Genomic DNA, 22,834 nt, shown 5'->3' with positions numbered 1-22,834 from the left:
TCGGTTGCTCAAAAATCCCTTACGATCTATCGGCCGACTGCGACCTTGTAACCCGAAGATTGCAAATAAGCACAATAATACCGTCCAATAACGATCCCCACAAATGATTTCCACTCGATTTCCGCCGAAATATTGTGATATTATTGCGACGGCTTTTAACAATTAATCAAGATTAATTATTTTGCTTTTATAATCTTAATGGCCACCAGGAGATCTTCAATTGCGTGTTCGGCATGGGTCAGCTTGACCGATGCAATCAGGTCAGCGCGCCCTGCCATGCTCAGGAAGGCGTGAAGGACGTCATCCGAGTTTCGCGCAAGGGCCACCAGATGCTCACCGCTCGGACCGTAGCGCCCGGAGAACCAGTTTTTCGCGGTCCGCTCGTTGGCTCCCGTCCATGCTGCCGCTGTCTTCACACTGGCATGGGTGGAGCCGAGCGAGCGCTTCAGCGCAGCCGCAATCTCCCCGGCAAATCGAACGTCTTTCAGCGATGAACCACCACCATTGGCTTCGCCATCCGGAAAGAACTTGCCCTTTTTCGGAAACGACATTCCACGCTCCTTCGCGTTAGATTGCGAGAAGCATTGTGCCGGAGATTTTAAAGAAGCGACGAGCGACGCCCGTGTGCTGCGCGAGGATGAGACATTGAAAGGGCAGCACTCGATACCACACCGCCAAGACGACAACGATCCCGATAGCGAAATCGCCGCCGTCGCCTACGTTCGCATGTCGACGGACCACCAAAAGTACTCGACGGAGAATCAGCTCGATGTCATCAGAAAGTACGCCAGTGCGCGCGGGCTGAAGATACTGCGTGTGTGCGAGGATTCTGGGCGAAGTGGCCTTCGACTCGACGGCCGGGAAGCGCTGCAGGGGCTTATGGCCGAGGTCAAGTCTGGCCACGCGGAGTTCTCGGCAATTCTTGTATATGACGTGAGCCGCTGGGGCCGCTTCCAGGATGCTGATGAAGGGGCCTATCATGAACATGTCTGTTCACGGGCCGGTATTCGAGTGCATTATTGCGGTGAGCAGTTCGAGAACGACGGCAGCATTGGCTCCAATCTCTTGAAGACCGTCAAGCGGGTCATGGCTGGCGAGTACAGTCGCGAACTCTCGGTCAAGGTATTCGCGGGCCAATGCCGGTTGGTCGAACTGGGATTTCGCCAGGGCGGCGCGCCCGGCTACGGCTTGCGCCGTGTGCTGATCGACGAGCACGGCAACCCCAAGGGCGAGCTTGGGCGTGGTGATCGAAAGAGCCTTCAGACCGACCGCGTCGTTTTGGTCCCCGGCCCGCCGGCAGAGGTGGTGACGGTGCAGCGAATGTATCGTCTGTTCGTCGTCGAGAGGCGATCGGAACGAGAAATTGCAACGGTGCTGAATTTGGAGGGCATCAAGACGGATCTCGGAAGGCCATGGACGAGGGCCGCGGTCCATCAAGTCCTCACTAATGAGAAATACATCGGCAACAACGTCTATAACAAAATATCATTCAAACTGAAGCAGAAACGCGTCGCCAATCCGCGTGAGATGTGGGTTCGCGCTGAGGGGGCGTATTCGGCAATCGTGGAGCGGGCACTATTTGATCGCTCGCGCTCGATCATTGATGCGCGCAGTCGACATTATTCGGACGATGATATGCTGGCAATGCTCAGAACCCTGCTCGCAGAATGCGGTACGCTTTCCGGCGTTTCGATCGACGAGCAAGACGACATGCCGTCGTCCAGCGCCTATCGGTGCCGGTTCGGCAGCCTGCTCAGAGCCTATGAATTGATCGGCTACGCACCCGATCGCGACTACCGTTACATAGAAATCAACCGCGCCTTGCGCGACGCGTTCCCGCATATCGTTGCAAACATAATGGCAGGAGTTGCCGCGAACGGCGGTAGGGCGTTTCGAGACCCCGTCAGCGATCTCATCCGGGTCAATGACGAGTTCACCGCTTCGGTCGTCATCGCCCGATGTGTTCGGACTGCAGCTGGATCGCTGAGATGGCGGATACGGCTCGACGCCGGTCTGGTTCCGGATATGACCATTGCGGTCAGGATGGACGAGGCGAACGAGGTGCCTCTCGACTACTACCTCCTGCCCAGCATCGACATGAGCCTGACGCGCCTTCGCCTGGCGCAGCAGAATGGTCTGTCGCTCGACGCCTATCGCTTCGAGACCCTTGATTTCTTCTATGCCTTGGCCGGCCGGGTCCCCACCGCGGAGGCAGCGTGATGATCGACGAAACTGTCAATGATGCTCAAAGGCACGTCTCCACTATCGCGACCGCGAAGATTCGCGTTCTGAACCCTCGCGTCCGCAACCGACGCAACTTCGAAGAGATTGTCGACAATATTGCCAAGGTTGGGCTAAAGCGGCCGATCACGGTCAGTCGACGAGCCGGTACCGATCCGGTCGAATATGATCTCGTGTGCGGCCAGGGACGGCTGGAAGCATTCATTGCGCTCGAGCAGAGTGAAATCCCGGCGATCATCATCGACGCGAGCGAGGACGAGTGCCTCGTGATGAGCCTGGTGGAGAACTGCGCCCGCCGTCAGCATCGGTCGATCGATCTGATGCAGGAAATCGGAACGCTCCGTCGTCGCGGCTACAACGACCGTCAGATCGCCGATAAGATCGGGGTCAGCCCGGAATATGTCAACATGATCGCCGGACTGCTGGAACGCGGCGAAGAGCGCCTGGTTTCGGCGGTCGAAACCGGGCTACTGCCGCTCAATCTCGCCATCGAGATTTCGCGGGCCGATGATGAGGGCGCACAGCGCGCCCTGATGGACGCCTACACCGAGAAGAAGTTGCGAGGTAAGAAGCTCGCCGCCGTGCGTCGGCTGCTCCAACAACGCAAGCGCCGGGGCCGTCAGGTCGACGAAACACCGTTTGGCAGGAAGGGAACGGGCCAGAAAGTGCTGACGAGCGACGCTCTGGTGCGCGTTTACCGCCTGGAGGCCGATCGCCAGAAGCTGATGGTCAAGAAGGCAGAGATCACCCAGAGCCGGCTTCTCTTCGTGGTCGAGGCCTTCCGCGCTTTGCGAGAGGACGACCACTTCCTGACGCTCCTGCGTGCAGAAGGGCTCGATTCGATGCCGGCGTGGATGGAGAGCCGCTTGGGCACGAGGTCCTCAGGATGAAGCGCGAGCCACGCCGCCAATCCGAACCCGTCAAGATCGCCTTCGAGGAGGATTTCGTGGTGTTGCCCGTCGGCGCGATCCTGCCGGTGCATGCGCTACGCAAGACCGTGAGGGCGAGCCAGAAATACCGGCAGATCACGGCGTCCATTCGTGAAGTGGGCTTAGTCGAGCCGCCGGTGGTTGCCCGCGACAAGAGTCAACCCGGCACATATCTTCTGCTGGACGGCCCTGTCCGGATCGAAGTCTTGAAAGATCTCGGAATTGGCGAGGTCGAATGCATCGTTTCAACCGACGACGAGGCCTTTACCTACAACAAGCGGATCAGCCAGTTGGCCGCCGTCCAGGAACACAAAATGATCCGCCGTGCCATCGAGCGCGGCGTGTCCGAGGAGAAAATTGCGAAGTCCCTCGACATCAAAGTCCATAGTGTTCAGCGGAAGGTGAGGCTGCTGGATGGGATCTGCGAAGAGGACGTAGCGCTGCTCAGAGATAAGCCGTGCCCGATCGCTCTCTTTGAGACATTGCGAAAAATGAAAACGCTCCGACAGATTGAAGCCGCGGAGCTCCTGGTCAACGCTAACAATTATTCGGTCGCCTACGTGTCAGTGATCCTGGCGGGCACTCCGCAGTCCCAGCTCGTCGACGCTGCCAAGTCAAAACGCGTCAAGGGTCTCACACCGGAAGCGATGGCCCGCATGGAAAACGAACTCAGTCGGCTGCAAGAGGCGATCACGTCGATCCAGGAGTCCTATGGGAAGGATCACCTGCATCTCACTGTGGTCAAGGGATATCTGGCGAAGTTGCTCGGGAATGGTCGCATCGTCCGATATCTGAGGATGCATCGACCCGAATTTATCGGCAAGTTTCAGACCATTGCAGAGATGACGTCGACCTTGCCGGTCGAAGTTGCCTGACGGCCGTGCCTTGCGGTGATGATGGGGACCCGGACCCGACAAGCGCGGGGACCACGGGAGACGCCGCACGGTGGGGCGGATCGATCGCGGTGGTGGGGATGGCGGCGAACCCGTTCGGAGCCCACAAGGCCGGCTGAGCTTTCGCCGGTCACGTGCCGATGAGAGTCGGCATCAGAACGCAAAAAATCGGGGGTGCGCCGACGATGGTCGGCGCACCCCCGCTGAGATACTTCTCCATATGCTGGTTCTTCAATCGTCGCCGGCGGCCTTTCCTTTCACCTCCCGCTCGACAAAATCATCCGCCCGATCGCGGACGGCCGTGACGGTGTTGATGGCGGCCTGACAGGCGATCATGCCGACGACGCCGAACAGGAAGGCGGCGACGGGCTCCATCTCGGCCGGAGACGGCAGGTGCTTGTCTTCGAGCAGGAGCGCGGCGGTCCCGATCAGGATCTTGGCCGCGACGGGATGCCAGACATAGGCGCTGGCGGCGCCGACGAGGCCGCGGGTGATGCGCTCCCACCAGCGTCCGGTGCCGAGCACCATGCCGACGGCGCTCCCAACGGCACCGGCGACGATGACTTTGACGGAGAGCCCAAGAAACACCGGCTCGCTCATGGGCGTCCTCCTGTGGGGGTGAGGTTGGGACTGCGCCCGGCGATCAGGTCGTCACGGATCCTGATCGCCCCGACATGGGCCTGGTGCCGGTTCGCACAGTCGACGAGATGCTTGCGATCGGAGCCCCAGAACCGGACGACTTCGTCCTCGGAGAGGTCGCGGTTCGGGAGCGTTGCTGGCCGTTCGCAGGCGCGCGTCAGGGTGAGGTCGACGGGGTCGATCCGCGGCGGGTTACCGGAGCCGGTCGAGGGCGCGCACGCGGTCAGCGCCGAGACCGCAGCGAGGAGAGGCAGGGACCGGAGCATGAAGCACCTCGTCGAGGATGGCGGCGGTCTGGCGCTCGGCCTCGAGCGAGCCGAGCGCAATGGCACGGGTGGCTTCGCGAGCGGTCTCGTTGGCGAGGGCCTGGCGGTTCTGCTCGGCGATGGCGCGCGCCAGGCAGGCGGCGCGTTCCCGGGTGGCGCCGCGTTCCTCGGCAACGAGCGCTACGATCCCGAGCGCGATGAGGCCTCCGAGCAGCGCGGCGAGAGCCCCACGGCTGGGGAGGAGAAGTCCGAGACCCAGCATGGTCAGGCCTCGCTCCGGGAGAGCTGTCCGTCGCTGGTCATGAGCGGCAGGGCAAAATTGTCCGGCTCCGACCCGGCCGGCCAGCGATAGCCGAGTGCACGTTTGCGATCGAACGGTTTGATCGAGACGGCATTGCCCTGGTTGCCGCCCAGCACCATCAGATGGTCGGCCTTGTCCTTGCCGACCACAAAGCCGACATGGCCGGCATGGGGTCCGCGCTCGAACACCACGATGGCGCCGACGGCCGGTGCGCCGAGCTTGATGCCCCAGGTCAGGTAGGACCGCGCCCAGCCGGTGCGGGCGGAGACGATGCCGGCCTCTTCGAGCACGGCGGAGACGAAGGCGGCGCACCAGGGCGTCTCGTCGTCGGAGACGCCCGGAACCCTGGCGGTCTTCCAGAGCCCGACGACCTTGGGATTATGATGGGGGCCGACGATCTCGGCGAGACCGAGATAGGCGCGGGCACGATCAAGCCAATGCATGGATGTCCTTGTGCGGTCAGGGGTGAGGGGCGAGCGCGGAGAGGCGAGCCATTCGGCGCGCAGGGGAAAGCGCATCTGGGAAGCCTCCGGGGATGGGCCGGCAGTCCCGGTCTCGACCGTCAGCCCTGCGGGCGGGCGAGTTCGATCCGCGTGACGAAGCCGCGGGCGCGGTCGAGGGCGTGGGTGACGGACTTGGCGGTGTAGGTGCGGTCGATATCGGGATGCAGGCCGCTGACGACTACGGGAGCCCCGGCCTGCGCACTGGCCAAGCCGTCGATCTCGACCGTTCCGCCGCCCTTCTCGTGTTCCTGGTCCTTGCCCTCGGCCATGGCCGCGTCACCGGCCTCGCCCTCGTCGGCGCGAGAATGACGAATGCTCTGCCGGGTCGAGCCCGTCCCGCCGGTGACCGTGATGGTCTTTTCCAGCCACTTGGCCTGAGCCGGGTCGTACCAGCGGCCATTGACCTCGGCGAAGGGCGGGCGGCCGGCATCGGGGGCGAGGTCCCAGGAGATGACGTTGACGCCGTAGGTGACGGAGAACGGCGACAGGGCCTGGCCGCTGGCGGAAAGACCGGCGCCTTTGGGAACGATGACGCCCTGGGTGCCGACCACCTTGAAGAGGCCGCCGACCTCGCGCGCAACGCGTCGGCCCCAGCCGATGGCGCTCTCGCCATCCATGGCCCAATAGGGCCGCGTGATCGAACCGAGGCTCGCGTGAACCTCGATTGTCAGGCCGCCGGCCGTGCCGAAGTCTGCGGCCGCGTCCTTCAGGCTGGCCCCGTCCTTGTGACGGGTCTTCGGGCTCTTGGCGTCGGAGGTCGTGTCGAGAGACGTGCAGCGGATCTCGATCGACCGGCCGCCGCCGCGGTCGCCCCGCGAACGGGCGGTCTCGACGAAGCCGGTGAAGACCAGGGTCACACCGCGAGGCTCGGCGCCGAGCGCGATGGTGACGGGCGTGCCCTTCGGAGGCAGTGCGAAGGCCGGCATGGGCGGCACGGTGCCGGGGATTGTGTCGGAGAGCAGGATCGTGGCCGTGTCGGCATCGGCCTCCTCGTTGAGGACGACCTCGACCCGCATCAGATAGGGGGCGATCCGGTCGTCGACCGAGACGCCACCGAGCGTGATTGCGTAGCGGGCGCGCGACCAGGCGAGGTTTGCCATTGAGGCCTCCGTCAGTCGACCAGCCGCAGGGGTGGAATCGTGCGCGCCCGCTCGAGCTCGCCGACCTCAGGGATGACGATGCGGGTACCGACGACGAGTTCGTCGCTCGCCTGCGCCAGATCGGGATTGGCCTCCAGGGTTCGCTCCACCAGACCCGGCACCAAGCCGCCTGCGACCTTGAACACCAGCCGCTCGAGCGTGATCCCGCGGGCGCGGACCGTGACGACCGGCATGGTGCTGCCTCCGGCGGGTCTTGCTTCAGAGAGCTGGCCCGTCTTGGCGAGACAGACCTCAGAGCGACAGCAGCGCCGCTAGGTGCCCGGCCGCACTCGGCTGGTCGCAGGCCATGCATTCGATCTCGAAGGTGACCTGTCCGGGCCGGCCCCGGCCGTCGAGATGGGTGGCCTCGGCGCGGATATTGGTCATGACGACCCAACCGAGAAGCCGGCCGTCGCCGCGCAGCAGGAGCTGGGGCATGCCGGTGCGCATCAGGGCAACGAGACTGCGCACCGCCTCGCCGCCGCCGAGATGATCGGGGAACAGCGCCCCGCGGATCGTGAAGCGGTCGTCGCCGGCGCCGACATGCTCGAACGGCTTGCGGCTGCCGATGATGTCCTTGCGGGCAAAATCCTCGGTCGCCTCCTCACCGAGGGTGTCGGCATTGACGACAAGGTCGAACGCGAAGGGGCCGATCGACATCAGCATCAGCGCCGCCCGCCATCGTCACCATAGTTGCCAGGCGGCGCGAAGCCGCCATTGAAGCCCGAGGGTGCCTCCACGCGCGGACGGATCACCGGATGGACGGCATCGAAGGCGGCCTGGATGCGAGCCGCGATGGCCTTGGCTTCGGCGACCGCCGCCTCGCCATTCTGCCGGATCGTCTCCGGCAGACCCCGCGTCGGATCGTCGAGCGGCGCGACGGGCATCGTCGGCAAGACGGTACCCGACCAAGGAGCTCGACGCTGCTCAGGCGTCGGCTTGCGGATCGGCAGCCGGTCGGTCGGCGGGGCCGGCGGCTTCGGGATGTCGAGCGGACCAGCATCGTCGAGCGAACCATAAGGCTGGAGACCGGGGAGACGGCCGCCGATCTCGGTGGACTGCCGCATCGACTTCAGTCGGGCGATCTCGGCCTGGAGCGCCATCATGTCGGCGACCGCCTGCTCCCGCATGCGGGCGATCTCGGCCGGTATCGTCCGGCCACGGTACTTCTCGTCGATCCGCTTGGCCGTCGTCTCGAAGACGCCGATCATCTGCTTCAGCCGCGCCTCTTTGGTGGCGACCTCGTTGTCCATTCGAGCGTCGATCCGGTCCTGGACGGCGCCGAGCACACCGCCACGCTCGCCGCCGAGAAAGCGCAGTGGATCTTCGACCGCCTTGGCGAGGTCCCGCACGCCGTCGCGGATGCGGCCCTCGCCCAGCGCGCCGATCGAGCGGCCGAGATGGTCGAAGCTCGTCGCCGCGCTCTCGGCCGCGCTGCCGAGGCCGGAGAGCAGGCTTGAGACGCCGGCGCTGTCGGCGAGCCGGCCGAGCGAGCGCAGCGCCGTGTCCCAGGCATCCGTCAGCCGCTTCAGCCCGGCGGCCGCATCGCCGGAGACCTGGCCGAGATCCTTCAGCGTCGTGCCGTCCACGGAGCGCAGCGCATGCCCGAGCCGCTGGAGTTCGCCGCGCTGCGCCAGGAGGGCCCGCATGCCACGGGCGAACTCCATATCCTGGAAGAGCTGCGGCAGCTTCGAGAGGTCACCCTTCAAGGCGCGGGTCGAGAGATCCAGGAACACCTCCAGGAGGTCGCGGCCCTCCTGGCGAGCCTTGGTCATCTCCTTGCGCAGATCGACACCCATCTTGGAGAACTTCTTCGCGGTCTCCTCCGATTCCATCTTGGCGAAGATGTTGTTGGCCGACGCCGCGGCCTCCTCGGCCGAGCCGGTCTGCGCGCGGATCACCTGCAGCATGGCAACCATCTTGCGCAGGCCCTCGGTGCCCGACATTCCGATGGCGGCGGCGGCCGGGGCGAGGCTCGGCAGATAGCGGGCCATGTCCTTCAGCTCGAACTTGCCGGCCTTGCCGCCGGCCACAAGAATGTCGAAGGCCTGCTGCATCGACTTGGCGGGGATCTTCAGCGAGGTCCCAAGCGCATCGGCCGAGTTGGCGATATCGACGATCTCGGCCCCGGCGGCCTGGGCGGTGCGAGCGACGGACGGCAGGAACGCCATGGCGTCGGGCAGCGAGCGGCCGGCGGCGACCAGCGCCTCAACGCCGCCCAGGACCTCGGACTGGGTCAGACCGACCTCGCGTGCTGTCGCCTTCAGCTGCGGTCGTGCCCGCGCGATCATGCCGGCGGTTGCGTCTGCGGTGAGGCCGACGCGGGTCAGGCGACGCTCGAAGTCGGCAAAGCGGCGATAGCCGTCAAAAGCGGTAGAGCCGGCCGCATAGCCCCCAATGGCGCCGGCCAGCATCCGGCTGCTCCCAGCCAGGACGGTGCCGGCAGCGCCGACACCGGCGACGAGGCCTGCGCCAGACCCGCTTCCAATCCCACTCCCAGGTCCACCACCGAGCGTTCGGCGGCCCTGGGCCTTGCGGGCCGTCGCGTCGAGCTCATGCAAGTCCCGTCGCATGCGGGCGGCCGGGCCGCTGACCTGGTTCAGGAGCTGCATGGTCAGGGTGGAGCGGATGTCACCCATGCCGGTCATCCATGCTCGATGCCCTCCATGGAGACGCCGACGAGGTCGACGAGGCGGTCGGCGCGGGCCGTGGGCAGAACGGTCTCGTCGTCGTCGAGATCGGTCGGGCTGGCGGGAATGCGCGGAGCTGCTTCCGACGCCACGGAGGCCACACTAGCTTCCGGGTCGGTTGCGATCAGCGGAGCACTGTTGGGGACCGGCAGGAAATCGGGCGGCAGGAGGGCCCTGGCGGCTTCCAACGCTGCCTCCACATCGGGCCAGCGGAGGAGGCCGACTTGGTCTTGGTCGAGGTCCGACATCGCCGCCAGGATCTCGCGCGGGCCGACGCCGTCGAGACCGCGCAAGGCCTCCAGATCGTCGAGTGTCGGCGGTACCAGGTCAATGTGCGCAATGCGGCGACGGCCGAGCCGGAGTGGGTAGGCGAGAGCCACGCTGATACGCGGCGCTGTCGTGTCGTAGGTCGGCTCATGCCGCGGGGCGGGATGGAGCACCATCACGCCAGCCCCAGATACTGTCGGCGCGTCGCCCACTCGTCGATACCGAAGCGGCGGACGACGGCGCGGAAGAAGTCGACCAGGAACCATTCCTCGCCGCCGATCACGAGCCGGTAGTAGGTCACGTCGGCGAGCATGTGGTCGTGACCCATCTCCTTCGACGGCCCGAACTCGTCCGGCGTCATGGTGCCGAGCGAGCCGCGGAACTTGGCGACGCATTCCAGTTCGGCGCCGTCGGACTTCCGCCGGATCGAGCCGCGCATGGTGATGGTCTCGACGCGGCCGGAGCCGATGGCCGCGGCGCGATAGGCCTCGCGGTCGAAGCCGGCGAGCTTGAACTTCGGCTCGAGCGGCTTGATCGAGCCCATGTTCCACTTGACGCCCATCGGCGCGCCACCGGCCTGATGCTCGACGGTGACGAAGTCGACGCCCGGAAGGGTCGCGTTCTGGACGACCAGATGCTTGGACTTCGATGGGTCGTGCTTGCCGATGAAGACATTGGCGGTCTCCAGAAGAAGGACATCAGACATTTGGGATATCTCCAAACAATCCCAATTCTGAACGAATCGTGATTGAAATAAATTCAAGGTTGCGAATTTTTGGAACAAATATAATACGAATCATGATCACCCCTCGACCAGGACGCCGGCCTGCCCGGAGAGGGCCGCGATGAGGTCGTCGATGGCCTGGACGTAGGGCCGCGACAGCAGGGTGGCCTTCCGGAACACGGGCGCCTCCTCGAACTTGGCCTCGATGAAGATGTGACCGGTCCTGAGGTCCGAGGGGTTGTTGAGGTTCGGATCGAAGCGGCAGGCATAGCCGAGGATCTCACCGCGGGCTTCCGCGATGCGGAGCACGTCCTCGACCGTGTCGACGATGGTCTCGATCGTCTGGCGGGTCAGCCGGAAGCGGCCAAAATAGCTGCGGAAGGTGCGGATCACGGTGAGCTCGATGAAGTCGCGCCCGCGCACCTTATGCATCTGGCTCCAGATCGGCTCGGAGCCGATGGTCTCGAACGCGAAGGAGACGAAGCCCCCCTCGGCGGCGGCGAAGTCGTCGCCGGCTTCACCGCGCACGAGCGGGCCGATCTGGCGGGCGAGAAGCTGTTGGGCCTCGACGCTGTCGTCGAGCCAGGAGAACTCGATGGCGCGAGTCGGCGCGACGATGCCGGTGACGGGCTGGTTCAGGATCGGGTTGAACGGCCGGCCGTCGGCCTGGAAGTCGCGGCGAATGTGCAGGCCGATCTGGATTGCGGCCTGATCGGTCGCGACCACGTCGCCCGCCGTGTTCGTGACCAGAACGCCGGGCGTGACGATGCCGATGCGCTCGGAGGCATGGAGTTCGCGGAAGTCGAGGTCACCCTGCTCGGAGATGCCGGGCGCCTGGATGTAGGCGATGCCAAGGAATGCGTTGAGCACGGCCGGCAGGGCGGCGACGATCGGGTTGGCCATGCGCGCAACAGTGACGGTGACGACAGCCGGGGTCTCGGGCGTGCCGCCGGTCAGCGTGAGCGGATAGGTGCCGGGCATGAAGCCCTCACCAGGATCCGTGATGGTAAGACCGGTGACGGCGCCAGCGGTCAGCGTGACAGTTGCGGCAAAGCCTGTACCGGCTCCGGCCCCAACGGGCAGCGATGCCGTCGGCACCGTATCATAGCCGGCACCCGCCGCAGTCACGACATAGCCGGTGACGCCGACTTGAGTCCGGCTGGCCCAGCCGCCCGGAATGTGGATCAGGCGCGGGTAGGCGCCGACATCCGGTCCGCCGCGCTTGAAGGCATGGATCCCGGACCGGGCGGCGGCATTGCCGACGATGCCGGCGATGGTTGCATCGTCATCGTCCCCCTCGGCCGTGCGCACGACGATGATCTGGGCCCCGGTCTGGGTGCGGCCGAGTTGAGCATTGATCAGGCCGATGGCCCGGCCCATGTCGCCGTCGGGATCGATCATGCGTGCGGTGGCATCGGTCGATTGGAAGCGGACGCAGGTGTCGAGCGGAAAGCGAGCTGCGAAGGCCTCGGTCGACGTGGCTGCTGCTTTCTCGAACGGACCGATCAGGCCTGCGACCGACATAACGGCATAGGATGGCGGCGCCGGCTCGTTGGCCTCGCGTTGGATGGACAGGCCGACGGTCACGGACATGGGGGTATCTCTCCGAAACAAGCAGCCCGCCGCGGCTAAACCGGGCGGGCGAGGAAGGCTGGGATTCGGACACGGTGCCGCGCTACAGGCCGCCGGCGAGACGAAACAGGTCGTCGACCTCGGACACCGTCATGCCGCGGGCAAGCCGGACGGCCTCGACCAGCAGGTGATCGCGGCGGAACTCAACGGCACCGCTGACCAGCATGGTGGCCGGAAAGCGCTCGGGCTCTGGAAGCGCGTCGATGACGACCTGCAGGGCGGTAGGAATGTCGCCGGTGCGCACCGCCGCGAGAGCCTCGGCCTCAGTGATGAGGCTGGAGATCGCGAGAGCGTGGAAAAACTGCCGATCTGAGACGACCGCAGGGACGGGACCGGGCGTTGGAGACGGTGGCGAAAACACCCCATCGTCATAGACCCAGCCGATCTCGGCCGTGCCGTTGTCCAGCACGAGCAAGGCGCCCGGCAGGCTGTTCGGGCCGTCGGCCAGGATCGTGTTCACGACCCGGCCGGCTTCGACGACGTGGTAGCGTGGCATGGGCCGGCCTCCTCGCAACAGGCTTCAGAACACGATGACGTGGATCTCGCCCCGGGCACCGGCTCCGGAGGTCGTGCTGTCGCCGGCGCCACCGCCGCCCGGGGCGATACCGTCCTTCGCGGTGGACGAGCCGCCATTGCCGCCGAACTTCGAGACCCCACCGAGGCCGGAGCGGGCGGAGCCGCCGGCGCCGCCCCATTCGCTGTTGCCGCCATTGCGGTCGTTCTCGGCGCCGGCCCCGGCGCCGCCGCCGAAGTGCGAGGCGGCGCCATGGCCGGAGGCGCCGGTGGCACCACCGAACAGGGTATCGCCGGAAGCCCCAGTGCCGAGGCCGCCCGTGGCACCGGACGCAGCCCCGCGGACGCCACCACCGCCGCCCCCGGGAGAGTTCGAGCCGGTCTGCGTGCCGCCGGCGCCGCCGTGGCAGGTGAGGAAGGTCCCGAAGGTGCTGTCGCCGCCGGCCTGGCCGGCCTGGTTGCTGGTTCTCGGGCCTCCGCCGGCCGCGATCGTGACCGGCACGGTAGCGGGGAGATCGCCGAGGCGAAGCCAGACCCAGTTGAAGGCGCCGCCACCCCCGCCGCTGCGATCCTGGGCGGTGCCGCTCGAGCGCGCGCCGGACCCGCCACCACCCCAGCCACGCGCAAGGACGGGCGTATCGTCGGACTTGCCTGACGGCTTGGTCCAGGTGCCGCTCGTGGTGAAAAGCTGGACGTCGAGGGCTGAACTGATGCCGAGGGTGGTGCGTGCTGTGGCGGCGTCGCCGTCATCAAGGAGGCTGCGCGCGAAAGCCGTGAACGGCGTCAGCGCGGCCGAACCGGCTCCGATCCCGGTCAGATAGGCCAGGCGGTCGGCCGCCGGGGTCAGGCCAGCGATCGCCTGGATGATGGTGGGCTTCGACGTGACCTCGGTCCAGGCGACATCGCCCCAGGCCTCGGATGCGGCGGTGGCGCCGGCCTTCAGGACCTTGCCGCTGTTGGTCGTGCCAGTCGCCGGGACGTGGCGATTGCCATCGCCGCTCGGATGCAAATAGGCGTTCGCGTTGGCGGCAATGCCGTCGAGCTTGGTCTTGTCGGCCGTGGAAAGGAAACCGGCGGTGGCGGCCGTGGCGTCGGCATGGGCATGGGAGGACGCGGCCGCCCCGAGCGTCGTGCGGGCCGTGGCCGCGTCCACGTCGTCGATTAGACTGCGGCCGAAAGCGGTCAGCGGCGTCAAGGCCGCTGTGCTCGCGCCATCGTAATAGGCCAGACGATCGGCCGCTGCGGTCAGAGTTCCGATGGCGGACAGGGCGGCCGGGACACCGGTCAACTCCGACCAGATGACCCAGTCCCAGCTGTAGGCCCCGGCGGTACCGGACGCCTTCAGAACCTTGCCGGCATTCGTCGTCCCATTGGCGGGTACATGCCGCGCGCCGTCGCCGGTCGGATGCGTGTAGGCGTTGGCGCCGACCTCGATGCCGTCGAGCTTGGTCTTGTCGGTCCCCGACAGGAAGCCCGAGGCGCCGCCGGGGACCGCATGGGCATGGCCGTGGCCGGCAGCGGCGGCGCCGATGGTGGTGAGAATCGCTGCTCCATCGGCATCGTCGAGGATCGTGCGCGCGAAGGCCGAGACGGTCATGAAGGCGCCGGAGGCCGGCCCGGTGTAGTACCAGACCCTGTCGGCTGCGGCCGTGCCGCCAGCCAGCGCCGCGATCGTGCCCGGCACGCCCGAGGTCAGCGTCGTCCAGGCGTGCTCGTGGCTCGTCGCCGCAGCCCCGAGCGTCGTGCGCGCTGCGGCTGCGTCCGCATCGTCGAGAAGGCCGAGCATGAAGCCCGACAGGACAGCGGTGTCGAGCTTGGCGGCCACCGCTGCGGCCATGGCCGCCAGGACAGCCTGAACGCGGGTCTGACCGAGAATGCTCGGACTGACGACGACCTGGGATCCGGCATAGTCGCCGTCGGCGGGCGCCACGCCACCGGTGCGGCCGTTGAAGGATGAGACCGCCGAGGTCGCGGGCACATAGGCGACGCCCCAGGCCAATCCGTCGAACCGGCGCAGCTCCTTGGCGGATGTGTTCCAGTAGAAGTCGCCTTCCTCGACCGGAGCGCCATTCGGCTTCGTCGTGGGGTTTGCCGACCCCGGTGGCAGGACATGCTGGGCGAGGTCGAGCAGGGCCGCCAGATGCGCGTCGGCAATCGCTTCGGATGACGCGGCACCTGTCGCCGCAGCCTCAGCATCCGATCGAGCGGCTTCCGCACCTGCGCGCGCGATCGAGGCATTGTCGGCATGGCCCTGCGCCTCGTCGCGGGCCGCCTCCGCCTCGGCTCGCGTGACCTCCGCGGCTGCCGCCGATCCGGCCGCCTCCTGGGCCGCCGCCGCATAGTCGGTGCCCGAGACGGCGATGATGGTCCAGTCGGCATGGGTGCCGGAGCCGGTCAGGCGATCGACCTCAATCGTCATGAGGCCCGCGGCGCGATCGTAGGCGACCCGCTGGCCGGCCATGAAGATCGAGGGGTCACCGGTCTTCATCACGCCGACGAAGCCTGCGGGCGTAAAGCGAGCACGGTCGGCCTCGGCGACGACCAGGGTCAGGGTTCCGATTGCCACCTCGGCAACCGTGGTCGACGTGGCCTCGAACAGAAGGCCGACATCGGTCAGGACGCGCAGACGATCGAAGGCATCGGTGAGCTTCACCTGATTGTAGGCAAGCACCGTCTCCAGGATGGTCGCCTTGATCGCCTCCAGGCTGAGAACCCGGCCTTCCTGGTCGGTCAGGCGATCGTTCAGGTCGCGGGCCAGGAAGGTGAGCAGGTCCTCCGGCGACAGCCCGTCGCCGCGCGCCGCCCCGTCGATCGCGGCACGATACTGAGACCAGCGATCGGCCATGTCAGAGCCGCTCCGCCGCCAGGATGGCGTCGTCCGGATGGCGCTCGAGAGCGGAGCCCAGCACGATGGCCGGCGCGCCGGCGCGGATCGTCAGAGCGCCGACCCGGACCGGCTCGGCAAAGCGGACGCGATAGTGCGCTTGCGGATCGAAGCGCGGGGACGCTGCCGCCGGCGCCGCAGCCGGCGCCGTCGTAGTGGACCTGCGGGCCATGAGGATATCTCCAGTACCGCGATATGGTGACGGTCGGGCTTCTCCTAACCGGAGACCCGCTTGGCTGAAGCGCCGCCATCAGCACCTTGTGTGAAAACGATCAGCGGGGATCAGGCCGCGGCGTGATCCCACCGCTCAGCGACGCGGTACTCGACCGCCGGATCGCTGATCGTCATCTCGGTGCGGATCTTGTAGCTGGCGATCTCGCCCGCGGAAAAATCGAAGCTCGCGACATAGTCGATGCGGCCGTCCGAGCGTGTCGTGAAGCTCTGCGCCGCGGCGGTCTTGGTCGTGCCATAGCCGGCCCCGTGCAGGAGCTTGACGGCGTGACCGTGCTGGGCATCGTCGTAGCCGTCGAGGACCTGGCGGACCGTCACGGCCGGCGTGGTGCCGGCGGCAAGGGTTCTGGCGGTCGAGATGTGGACGCCGAACAGCGCGGCCTTGGTGGCCGTGACCCTGCTCTTGGCGAGCACGATGCCGACCGCATCGTCCTTGGTGGCGTTCCAAAGCATGCGCAGGGGCACGAGGTTCGGACTGCCGGCGAAGAGGGCAGCATCCTCGGCTCCGATGGAGCGCCAGACGCCGGCGATCTGCGCCTGCACGTCGAAGTCGACCGCGTCGGGCCAGATGGCGGTGGCGGTGAAGTCCATCGCGTCGATGCCGCCCGCCCGGGCGATCGAGGTCAGTTCCACGATGGTCAACTGCTGGGGGAAGGTCGCGAAGACGAGGCGCAGATTGAGGTCGGCGGCCAGAATGCCCGACCAGTAGACATCGTCGGTCGCCGTGAAGGCCGTGCCGTTGGTGAGTTCGTTCACGTCCGACGCCCAGACCTTGTGGGCCCCCGCCGATTGCAGCACGACGGCATAGCGGACACCTCGGGCCAGATGGGCCGGCGGCAGCACGATCCGGTTCCAGCCGAGCGTCAGAGCCGCATAGGCGACCGTCACGGTCTCCAGCGTCCGGGTGAGGTCCGGTGTGCCGTCCTCGCGACAGCCGCTTAAGCTCACACGCAGGTCGCCGCTGGTGGCGAGTTCGGCGATGTTGATGCCGACCGCGGTCAGCCAGCCGGCCTGGGCGTTGAGGACGGTTTGGGCGATGGTGGCGCCGGAGACGGAGGTGGTCGTCTCGCCATGGTCCCAATAGCCGTCAAAATCCTCGATCGTGATCCAGAGACCCCACTGGGTGTTCTTGAGCTTGCGCCAGCGGTAGCGGCGGATGTCGATCTCGAACCAGGTATCGGTCGCCGGGTCGAGCAGGCGGACCATACCTTGGGTCTTGGCGATGGTGTCGGCGAGGCCGCCGTGGCGGGTCTTCCACCACTTGAACGCGATCGACTGGGTCTGCTTCGTCTGGGTCCGGGTCACCACCGGATAGGTGGCGAGCGCGAGCTTCTGCTTCTCGCTGGCGACCTCCAGCCGCGTCATCTCGGTCCAGGCCGGCAGCATGACGCCGTTGGCGCCGACCTTGACGCGGCTGTCGACCGGATTGAGCAGGGTCATGATCTGGGACGTTGGAGCGGGCGCGGGCAGGTGCAGGCCGGCCGCGACCCGCGCATTGTAGGCGCCGTGGGTGGTGTCGCTTTCGTCCTCGGTGGCAAAACTGTCATAGCCCCAGGCCGAGGCGTCGTCGGGGATCTCCAACTTCTCGCGGATGATGAGCAGGGCCTGCTCGATCCGGTCGACATCGCTCTGACCGGCAAGGCCCGAGACGGTGCGGGCGAGACCGGCGAGATCGGTGCGCAGCGTCGCGATGAGGCCGGCCTGCAGAGCCTGCTGCGCCTGCAGCACCGTGATGGCCGCGACCGCATCCTGCAGGTTCGGGGCAATCTGGGAGGTTTGCTGGACGGGGGCGTCGACGATACCGGTCGACGACAGGGTGATGAGCGCCAAGAGGGCATAGTCGACTGCGACCGTCGGGGGCAGCGGTGCGAGGCTCTCGGCGCCCTCGACGATGCCGATCTGCACTTTGCGGGTGACGCGGGTCGCGACCGTGTTGGCGACCGAGGCACGGGTGGTGGCGTCGGTCAGGAAGCGGCGCGGGTCGCTCTCGGTCGTCACCTCCGCACCGCTCGCCACGATGGCGATGATCTTGCGGTTGGCACCGGCCGGCAGGTGCGGGGCAAGGTTCAAAGACAGGGCCGTATCGAGCCGGTAGGCTTGGCCGGCCGTGAAGAAGCGGCCTGTGCCGACCTGCGCCTCGTTGGCCGAGACCTTCGTGACCGCGAGGCCCTTGTAGTAGACCGCGCGGACCAGCAGGTTGGCGACGACGGCATCGACGGAGACACGCACGGCCTCCTGCAGGGCGTTCAGATCGACCGGCGGCACGCCCTGCCGCTGCTGGAAGGGGATGCGCTGTTCCATCGGGATCAAGTCCTTGCGGTCAGGCGAAGAGCTCGCGCAGCGCGGTCATCTCGCGCAGGCTTTTGCGGCTGCGATGGTTGCCGTCGATCAGGATACGGTCGCGTCGGCTCTTTGCGGTGTCGATGGCGGCGCAGATCTCGGCGAGTGCTGCGAACTCGTCCTCGATCAGGTAGCCCAGCGCATCGTCGTCGCCCGGCACGTCGCCGAGGAAAAGCCCGAGCGGATGCGACGGCTCCAAGCGGTCGACGGTGAGCTCAGCCTCAAACGGCGGCATGCCGAGACGGTCGACACCGAGGAACGAGAAGGCCGGTCCGTGGGTCTCCGGGACATCCGGATCGACGAGGCGCCAGCTGTCGACGTATGCGGTTAGGACTTCAGCCTCGTCGGCGAGATAGCCGAGCGGTTCGGCCGACCCGAGGCCGTCGATCACATCACCGGCGCATTCGTCCAGGAACCAAGTCGCCGGGGCGGGGCTCTCGGGATAGAGCCGAACCGGATCGACATCGACGACATCGCGGCCGATCACGGTCGGGCCGGCGAAGTCGGCGAACGTCTGCCGGCCGCGGCGGATCAGGACGGCGTAGGCCCGATCCGTGGTGAGCACAAAGGCGCAACCGTCCTCGTCGCCGATGAAGCCGGGATCGGGATCGCCAACGGCATCGTCGAGCGCCAGGAACCAGTACGGGTCGGACGGCTGCGGGACATGCAGCCGCTCGACATCGGCGATGATGCCAATGCGCGGCCCGTCCTCGCCGAGCGGCTCGATCGCAAGCCGGGTCTCTCGGCCCTCCATGATCAGGACGGCTTCGGCGCCGGTGAGTGGCTGATCCTCGGCTTCGAGGCAGAACAGAGCGCCGATCGTCACATCCGGCTCGTCGTCGTCGAGGAAGACCTCCAGCGGCCCCATCGAGACCTCGCCGTCGGCGATGCCCTCGGCGGGATCATCCAAGGCGCCGGCCTGGTCGGCCGAGCCTCTGCGCATCCAATGCCGGATCTGGATCTCCGGCAGTCGCGAGAGCCAGGCGGCGCGGCCAAACCCGTCCTCCTCGTCGAGAAAGAAGAGGTCAGGCGGGGTGCGGACCGCGACGATGTGGGCATCGACCAGCCCGAGATAGGCCTCAATGCCGCCGAGCGTGCCCTTCAGCCGGTGCAGTTCGATGGCGCGGGCGATGACCTCGCGGTTGCGGGTCACGGGCCAGGTCTCGATCCAGAGATCGACGGAATATACGGTCGCGAGCCAGGGCAGCAGCCGTTCCGCGCAGCGCGCGGGGTCGAAGCAGGCAGCAAGATCGTCCCACGGAATGGCATCGCGGGCCCCGGCCGAGACGAGTGATAGCGCACGTTCCACGGCTGTCGCGCTCGGCGGCAGCAGGTCGAAGCCGGTATGGCGCCCGGCAAACGACGCGCCCTCAGCCATGCAGTCGTTCCACGACGGTCACGGCGACGCTGGTGCACCAAGGGGCTGCATAAGGGCTGCGGGCGATCGAAGTGACCGGGCTCATGACCGACACCATCACCGCACCAGCCGCATAACCCGCCGTTGCCAGCGCGGCGAGCGGGACCTCCCCGCCGGCGCGATAACGCTCCGCAGTGATCGTGCCGAGCCGGGCGACAATATCGGTGCGAACCGCAGCCGGATCGGGTCCAGGCAGGATCTCGGCGGTGAGCGCAACCGCGTAAGGTTCGAGGGTGGCCGCCAGGACCGAGACCTGATCGGTCAGCGGTCGAACCGTCTTGGCGTTGAGCGCGGCCGAGACAGCCGCCAGGGTCTCGGTCGCAATCGGCTGGCCATCGGGAGCGGTCAGCACCACGTCGACGCTGCCGGGCTGGCCATGCTCGTCCGGACCGACGCAGCGCACGTCCCAGGCACCCGGCCAGGCCGTCAGCGCGGCGAACACATAGGCGTCCTCCGATCCTGCGGCCGGCGCGCCGAAGGCCGCGAAGTATCGGAGCCGCAACACGTCGTCCGCCTCCAGGACGGCCGGGGATGATGCTGTCGCCGGGGCGAATTCCTGCCGCACGATCCCGGCGCGGAGCGCAATGTGGTCGAGATCGGTCCCGCGCGCGAAGGCCGGCAGCAGCGCCCGAAAGCCCTCATTCAGGCGATGCCGGTCGAGCATCTCGCGGTAGGTGTCGACCCGCTGCAGACGTACGAGCGGGTCCGTCTCCAGGCCCAGCACGTCGACCGCCGGCAGTTCCTCCTGCAATCGCGCTAGACGCTCGACCAACAAGGCCTCGAAGTCGATGTCGAGCAGCACGGCCGGCCGGATCGCCTGAAGCCGTGACAGGTCCAGGCGGGTCGACAGGAACCGTGTCATTGACTGTCCCTACCCAGTGATGGCCGGGCCGCCACGGACCGTCGGCACGAGATCGAGGCTGCGGCGGCCGGCGGAGGTCAGGTCGCCACGATGGGCGCGCGGCAGGTAGTCGCCCTCGGCGATCCAGCCGGTCGAGCCGGTGCGGTCGGTGGAAAGTTGCTGGATCGCTGATGGCCGCAGGTTCGGCACGAACATGAGCAGCGCGACGCCCACCGCCCAACGGAAGCGCTGCGCGGTTCGCAGGTTGGCGAGTTCCCCGAAGAGCTGCCGGGCATTCGAGCCGACGTGTGGCCGCATCACCTCTTCGAAGTAGGCGGTGGTCAGGACACGCGTCGCCGACTGCACGACCCAAGGCCAGCCGGTGATCAGTCGGCCGGTTACGGCATCCATGCCGGTCGGCTCGTTGCCGGTGAGCGGCGGTGGAGGGATAGCGGCGACGCCTGCTGCCTCAGAGTGACGGCCGGAGGCTCGGAGCCTGGCGCGCAGAGCGTCGCGGTCGACGGTCGGCATGGCGCATTCACTCCGGCACGCCGGTTCGGTCGGGACCGGGCATCGAATCGATGTGGCGGTGGGTGTCGCCGATCTCCTTGGCGTTGTGCTTCACCGAGGAGCCATCGATCTGCACCTTGTCGGTAGTGAGCTTGAGGCCTTCGCCGGTCAGCTCGAAGGTCGAGCCGCCGGCGACGATGGTCGCCTTCGGGACCGTGATCTTCATCTCGCCGGGCAGGATCTCGATCCTGAAATCGCCGTAGGTGGCAGTGGGGTCGGGGCCCTGTCCGGGCGACTGTGCCTGATCCGACCAGGTCATTGGCAACGCGACGGACTGGCGGAGGTCGCCGGAGGGCGAGACCAGCGTCATGTTCTGCCCGACCACCGGCGGCGCGTGGACCTTCATACCCGTCGAGGGCCCAGCGATCTGGCCATACGGGATCCAGGGCGAGAGGAACTCCTGGTCGCCGTCCGGCGCGATGGTCAGGCGAGCGAGCCCCTTCGCCGTGTCGACCTCTTTCACCGAGCCGTGCCGCACCATGCCGGCGACGCGCCGTTCGAGCGCCTGGATCCGCTGCACGGCTTCGAGCCAGTCCATCAGTCCGCCTCAATCCAGTCCGCGGGTGCGAGCTCACGAGCGCGTTCCTCGTCGATCGCATCGGCAGCGCCGCCGCCTTGGAGTAGTTCGACCGTGCCGGTGAACGCCGCCTCGGCGTCCGGCATGACGAGGACATGCGGTGTTATGCCCAGGGCTTCGGCGCTATGCCGGGCGAGACCGAGCCGCGCTGCGGCGACCTGCCAGGATCCGAAGCCTTGCGGCTTGGTGATCTCCGCCTCGATCAGATCGGCGAGGGCCCTGTACTCGGCCACTTCCGGCTCCTCAGCATCGAGGGCTCTCAGTGCCGCGATGAACTGGCCCCAGACGCTGTCTCCGGTCGGGATCGATCCGACATCCGGATCGGAGACCGGATGGATGTCGAAGATGATCTGCCGGGCGGCATAGCGCTCGCCGTCGACCGCACCGCCGCGTAAGAGGCGGACGCCATTGAGTTCCATGCGAAAGCGCCGCCAGAGGTCGCCCCAGGTCGGGTCGGACGACAGTGCCCGCATGACCTGCCGGGATAGGATGTCCATGGTCCATTCGAGACCTCGGTCGGTTGGCGGCACGCCGACGACGGTGGACCCGTCCTCGGCGAGCGCTCGGACCCCGACAGCGATTTCGACAACGAGAAGAAGCCGATCGACAGCCGCGAGCAGCGACGCACCCCGGCCCTTCGGCTCACCGGAGGCCTCGTCGACCGCGATGGTGATGAACGGCTGCGTCTCGGCCTGGATGATCACGTCGATCGGCTCGAGCTTCGACTCGTAGACGCAGTCGCCGGCCCAGGTCGCACCGCGCAGCGCCAGAAAGGTGCAGGCGCGGATGGCGAGGGCAGCGAGGCTCAAGGCGCGGCCTCCTTCGTCAGCTGCAGCGTGACCGCGCCGAGATCGTCAAGGTCGACCTGGGTGACACGGTAGCGGGCCGGGCCCGGCCGATCGGTCAGCACAATCATGTCGCCCTGGATCGGCAGGTAGCCGAGCCTGCCGATCTCGGCCGCGGTCACCGTCGCCCAGGTGCCGGCGAGCAGCAACCGCGTGGGACCGAGGGTATTAGCGCCGCCTTTGCGATCAGCGAAGAGCGCCCGATCCTCCGGTGCGATTGAGATCACGGCACGGATCGTCGCTGAAGCGCGATCGGGATCCGCGGTCGCTGTGGCATTGCGGGTAACCTTCATCGGGAGGACAAGCACCGCCTCGCCGAAGGCGCGCTCGACCGCCCGCCCGGCGAGTCGATCAAGGAGGACGCGAATAGTCATCAACGCCAACCTGCCCTG

General features: G+C 66.9%; 24 protein-coding genes. 3 read left to right on the top strand and 21 right to left on the bottom strand.

What is annotated here, in order from left to right; translation table 11 throughout:
- Nucleotides 1-176: 176 nt before the first annotated feature.
- Nucleotides 177-551, bottom strand: a complete 375-nt coding sequence (locus ABB55_RS28955) for a hypothetical protein (protein WP_083463616.1) — start codon at nt 549-551, stop codon at nt 177-179.
- Here ABB55_RS28955 and ABB55_RS14175 point away from each other — a divergent pair.
- Genes ABB55_RS14175 through ABB55_RS14165 form a run of 3 tightly spaced genes read left to right on the top strand, consistent with a single transcriptional unit; the run spans nt 529 to nt 4,045 of the window.
- On the top strand, nt 529-2,220 hold the full coding sequence (locus ABB55_RS14175; RefSeq protein WP_338053651.1) for a recombinase family protein: 1,692 nt from the start codon (nt 529-531) through the stop codon (nt 2,218-2,220). The two genes, ABB55_RS28955 and ABB55_RS14175, sit on opposite strands and share 23 nt — an antisense overlap.
- Entirely contained in the window at nt 2,220-3,131 is a 912-nt protein-coding gene (locus ABB55_RS14170; protein WP_054359384.1) for a plasmid partitioning protein RepB C-terminal domain-containing protein, read from the top strand. The genes ABB55_RS14175 and ABB55_RS14170 overlap by 1 nt, the downstream gene beginning before the upstream one ends.
- A complete protein-coding gene (locus ABB55_RS14165) occupies nt 3,128-4,045 on the top strand; it encodes a plasmid partitioning protein RepB C-terminal domain-containing protein (RefSeq protein ID WP_054359383.1) in 918 nt (305 codons plus the stop codon). Before ABB55_RS14170 ends, ABB55_RS14165 begins: the two co-directional genes overlap by 4 nt.
- A 249-nt stretch (nt 4,046-4,294) precedes the next feature.
- Here the strand turns inward: ABB55_RS14165 and ABB55_RS14160 are convergent, their stop codons facing one another.
- The 20 genes from ABB55_RS14160 to ABB55_RS29780 form a co-directional block, all read right to left on the bottom strand.
- A complete protein-coding gene (locus ABB55_RS14160; protein WP_054359382.1) occupies nt 4,295-4,663 on the bottom strand; it encodes a hypothetical protein in 369 nt (122 codons plus the stop codon).
- 231 nt (nt 4,664-4,894) lie between these two features.
- On the bottom strand, nt 4,895-5,230 hold the full coding sequence (locus ABB55_RS30400; protein ID WP_054359381.1) for a hypothetical protein: 336 nt from the start codon (nt 5,228-5,230) through the stop codon (nt 4,895-4,897).
- 2 nt (nt 5,231-5,232) lie between these two features.
- Nucleotides 5,233-5,712, bottom strand: coding sequence for a TIGR02594 family protein (locus ABB55_RS14150; protein WP_054359380.1), 480 nt, complete (start codon nt 5,710-5,712; stop codon nt 5,233-5,235).
- A 119-nt stretch (nt 5,713-5,831) separates the two neighbouring features.
- Nucleotides 5,832-6,872, bottom strand: a complete 1,041-nt coding sequence (locus tag ABB55_RS14145) for a phage late control D family protein (RefSeq protein WP_054359379.1) — start codon at nt 6,870-6,872, stop codon at nt 5,832-5,834.
- Nucleotides 6,873-6,883: 11 nt separating this feature from the next.
- Nucleotides 6,884-7,105 (bottom strand): tail protein X, encoded by a 222-nt coding sequence (locus tag ABB55_RS14140; protein WP_054359378.1) that lies wholly within the window; start codon nt 7,103-7,105, stop codon nt 6,884-6,886.
- Between the two features lie 58 nt (nt 7,106-7,163).
- Nucleotides 7,164-7,577 carry a phage tail protein gene (locus tag ABB55_RS14135; RefSeq protein ID WP_054359377.1) on the bottom strand — a complete coding sequence of 138 codons (414 nt, stop codon included), beginning with the start codon at nt 7,575-7,577 and terminating at the stop codon, nt 7,164-7,166.
- A complete protein-coding gene (locus ABB55_RS14130) occupies nt 7,577-9,550 on the bottom strand; it encodes a phage tail tape measure protein (protein WP_160321238.1) in 1,974 nt (657 codons plus the stop codon). Before ABB55_RS14130 ends, ABB55_RS14135 begins: the two co-directional genes overlap by 1 nt.
- Before the next feature lie 5 nt (nt 9,551-9,555).
- Nucleotides 9,556-10,044, bottom strand: a complete 489-nt coding sequence (locus ABB55_RS14125; RefSeq protein WP_054359375.1) for a hypothetical protein — start codon at nt 10,042-10,044, stop codon at nt 9,556-9,558.
- A complete protein-coding gene (locus ABB55_RS14120; RefSeq protein ID WP_054359374.1) occupies nt 10,044-10,574 on the bottom strand; it encodes a phage major tail tube protein in 531 nt (176 codons plus the stop codon). Before ABB55_RS14120 ends, ABB55_RS14125 begins: the two co-directional genes overlap by 1 nt.
- Nucleotides 10,575-10,670: 96 nt before the next feature.
- Nucleotides 10,671-12,185 carry a phage tail sheath protein gene (locus tag ABB55_RS14115; protein ID WP_054359373.1) on the bottom strand — a complete coding sequence of 505 codons (1,515 nt, stop codon included), beginning with the start codon at nt 12,183-12,185 and terminating at the stop codon, nt 10,671-10,673.
- A gap of 82 nt (nt 12,186-12,267) precedes the next feature.
- The gene (locus tag ABB55_RS14110; protein ID WP_054359372.1) at nt 12,268-12,720 is read right to left on the bottom strand and encodes a hypothetical protein; all 453 of its coding nucleotides are present in this window, start codon (nt 12,718-12,720) and stop codon (nt 12,268-12,270) included.
- Between the two features lie 24 nt (nt 12,721-12,744).
- Nucleotides 12,745-15,582: a glycine-rich domain-containing protein gene (locus ABB55_RS30395; protein ID WP_054359371.1), complete on the bottom strand. Its 2,838-nt coding sequence runs from the start codon at nt 15,580-15,582 to the stop codon at nt 12,745-12,747.
- 1 nt (nt 15,583) lies between these two features.
- Nucleotides 15,584-15,793 carry a hypothetical protein gene (locus ABB55_RS14100; protein WP_054359370.1) on the bottom strand — a complete coding sequence of 70 codons (210 nt, stop codon included), beginning with the start codon at nt 15,791-15,793 and terminating at the stop codon, nt 15,584-15,586.
- A 110-nt stretch (nt 15,794-15,903) separates the two neighbouring features.
- Entirely contained in the window at nt 15,904-18,153 is a 2,250-nt protein-coding gene (locus ABB55_RS14095; protein ID WP_054359369.1) for a hypothetical protein, read from the bottom strand.
- A 19-nt stretch (nt 18,154-18,172) separates the two neighbouring features.
- Entirely contained in the window at nt 18,173-19,570 is a 1,398-nt protein-coding gene (locus ABB55_RS14090) for a phage tail protein I (protein ID WP_054359368.1), read from the bottom strand.
- A complete protein-coding gene (locus tag ABB55_RS14085) occupies nt 19,563-20,471 on the bottom strand; it encodes a baseplate J/gp47 family protein (RefSeq protein WP_054359367.1) in 909 nt (302 codons plus the stop codon). The genes ABB55_RS14090 and ABB55_RS14085 overlap by 8 nt, the downstream gene beginning before the upstream one ends.
- 9 nt (nt 20,472-20,480) lie before the next feature.
- Nucleotides 20,481-20,981 carry a hypothetical protein gene (locus ABB55_RS14080; protein ID WP_152982050.1) on the bottom strand — a complete coding sequence of 167 codons (501 nt, stop codon included), beginning with the start codon at nt 20,979-20,981 and terminating at the stop codon, nt 20,481-20,483.
- A gap of 7 nt (nt 20,982-20,988) precedes the next feature.
- Nucleotides 20,989-21,558: a phage baseplate assembly protein V gene (locus ABB55_RS14075; RefSeq protein WP_083463614.1), complete on the bottom strand. Its 570-nt coding sequence runs from the start codon at nt 21,556-21,558 to the stop codon at nt 20,989-20,991.
- A complete protein-coding gene (locus ABB55_RS14070) occupies nt 21,558-22,406 on the bottom strand; it encodes a hypothetical protein (protein WP_054359365.1) in 849 nt (282 codons plus the stop codon). The genes ABB55_RS14075 and ABB55_RS14070 overlap by 1 nt, the downstream gene beginning before the upstream one ends.
- Nucleotides 22,403-22,816, bottom strand: a complete 414-nt coding sequence (locus ABB55_RS29780; RefSeq protein ID WP_152982049.1) for a hypothetical protein — start codon at nt 22,814-22,816, stop codon at nt 22,403-22,405. Before ABB55_RS29780 ends, ABB55_RS14070 begins: the two co-directional genes overlap by 4 nt.
- Between the last annotated feature and the right edge of the window lie 18 nt (nt 22,817-22,834).

It is taken from the genome of Prosthecodimorpha hirschii (assembly GCF_001305515.1).
Classification (GTDB): domain Bacteria; phylum Pseudomonadota; class Alphaproteobacteria; order Rhizobiales; family Ancalomicrobiaceae; genus Prosthecodimorpha; species Prosthecodimorpha hirschii.
This window is presented reverse-complemented; position numbering and strand designations above follow the sequence as displayed.

Bases quoted from the DNA above. Each gene is read 5' to 3' on its own strand.
- ABB55_RS28955 (WP_083463616.1), bottom strand. From the start codon at position 551: ATGTCGTTTCCGAAAAAGGGCAAGTTCTTTCCGGATGGCGAAGCCAAT.
- ABB55_RS14170 (WP_054359384.1), top strand. From the start codon at position 2,220: ATGATCGACGAAACTGTCAATGATGCTCAAAGGCACGTCTCCACTATC.
- ABB55_RS14165 (WP_054359383.1), top strand. From the start codon at position 3,128: ATGAAGCGCGAGCCACGCCGCCAATCCGAACCCGTCAAGATCGCCTTC.
- ABB55_RS14160 (WP_054359382.1), bottom strand. From the start codon at position 4,663: ATGAGCGAGCCGGTGTTTCTTGGGCTCTCCGTCAAAGTCATCGTCGCC.
- ABB55_RS30400 (WP_054359381.1), bottom strand. From the start codon at position 5,230: ATGCTGGGTCTCGGACTTCTCCTCCCCAGCCGTGGGGCTCTCGCCGCG.
- ABB55_RS14150 (WP_054359380.1), bottom strand. From the start codon at position 5,712: ATGCATTGGCTTGATCGTGCCCGCGCCTATCTCGGTCTCGCCGAGATC.
- ABB55_RS14145 (WP_054359379.1), bottom strand. From the start codon at position 6,872: ATGGCAAACCTCGCCTGGTCGCGCGCCCGCTACGCAATCACGCTCGGT.
- ABB55_RS14140 (WP_054359378.1), bottom strand. From the start codon at position 7,105: ATGCCGGTCGTCACGGTCCGCGCCCGCGGGATCACGCTCGAGCGGCTG.
- ABB55_RS14135 (WP_054359377.1), bottom strand. From the start codon at position 7,577: ATGCTGATGTCGATCGGCCCCTTCGCGTTCGACCTTGTCGTCAATGCC.
- ABB55_RS14130 (WP_160321238.1), bottom strand. From the start codon at position 9,550: ATGGGTGACATCCGCTCCACCCTGACCATGCAGCTCCTGAACCAGGTC.
- ABB55_RS14125 (WP_054359375.1), bottom strand. From the start codon at position 10,044: ATGGTGCTCCATCCCGCCCCGCGGCATGAGCCGACCTACGACACGACA.
- ABB55_RS14120 (WP_054359374.1), bottom strand. From the start codon at position 10,574: ATGTCTGATGTCCTTCTTCTGGAGACCGCCAATGTCTTCATCGGCAAG.
- ABB55_RS14115 (WP_054359373.1), bottom strand. From the start codon at position 12,185: ATGTCCGTGACCGTCGGCCTGTCCATCCAACGCGAGGCCAACGAGCCG.
- ABB55_RS14110 (WP_054359372.1), bottom strand. From the start codon at position 12,720: ATGCCACGCTACCACGTCGTCGAAGCCGGCCGGGTCGTGAACACGATC.
- ABB55_RS30395 (WP_054359371.1), bottom strand. From the start codon at position 15,582: ATGGCCGATCGCTGGTCTCAGTATCGTGCCGCGATCGACGGGGCGGCG.
- ABB55_RS14100 (WP_054359370.1), bottom strand. From the start codon at position 15,793: ATGGCCCGCAGGTCCACTACGACGGCGCCGGCTGCGGCGCCGGCGGCA.
- ABB55_RS14095 (WP_054359369.1), bottom strand. From the start codon at position 18,153: ATGGAACAGCGCATCCCCTTCCAGCAGCGGCAGGGCGTGCCGCCGGTC.
- ABB55_RS14090 (WP_054359368.1), bottom strand. From the start codon at position 19,570: ATGGCTGAGGGCGCGTCGTTTGCCGGGCGCCATACCGGCTTCGACCTG.
- ABB55_RS14085 (WP_054359367.1), bottom strand. From the start codon at position 20,471: ATGACACGGTTCCTGTCGACCCGCCTGGACCTGTCACGGCTTCAGGCG.
- ABB55_RS14080 (WP_152982050.1), bottom strand. From the start codon at position 20,981: ATGCCGACCGTCGACCGCGACGCTCTGCGCGCCAGGCTCCGAGCCTCC.
- ABB55_RS14075 (WP_083463614.1), bottom strand. From the start codon at position 21,558: ATGGACTGGCTCGAAGCCGTGCAGCGGATCCAGGCGCTCGAACGGCGC.
- ABB55_RS29780 (WP_152982049.1), bottom strand. From the start codon at position 22,816: ATGACTATTCGCGTCCTCCTTGATCGACTCGCCGGGCGGGCGGTCGAG.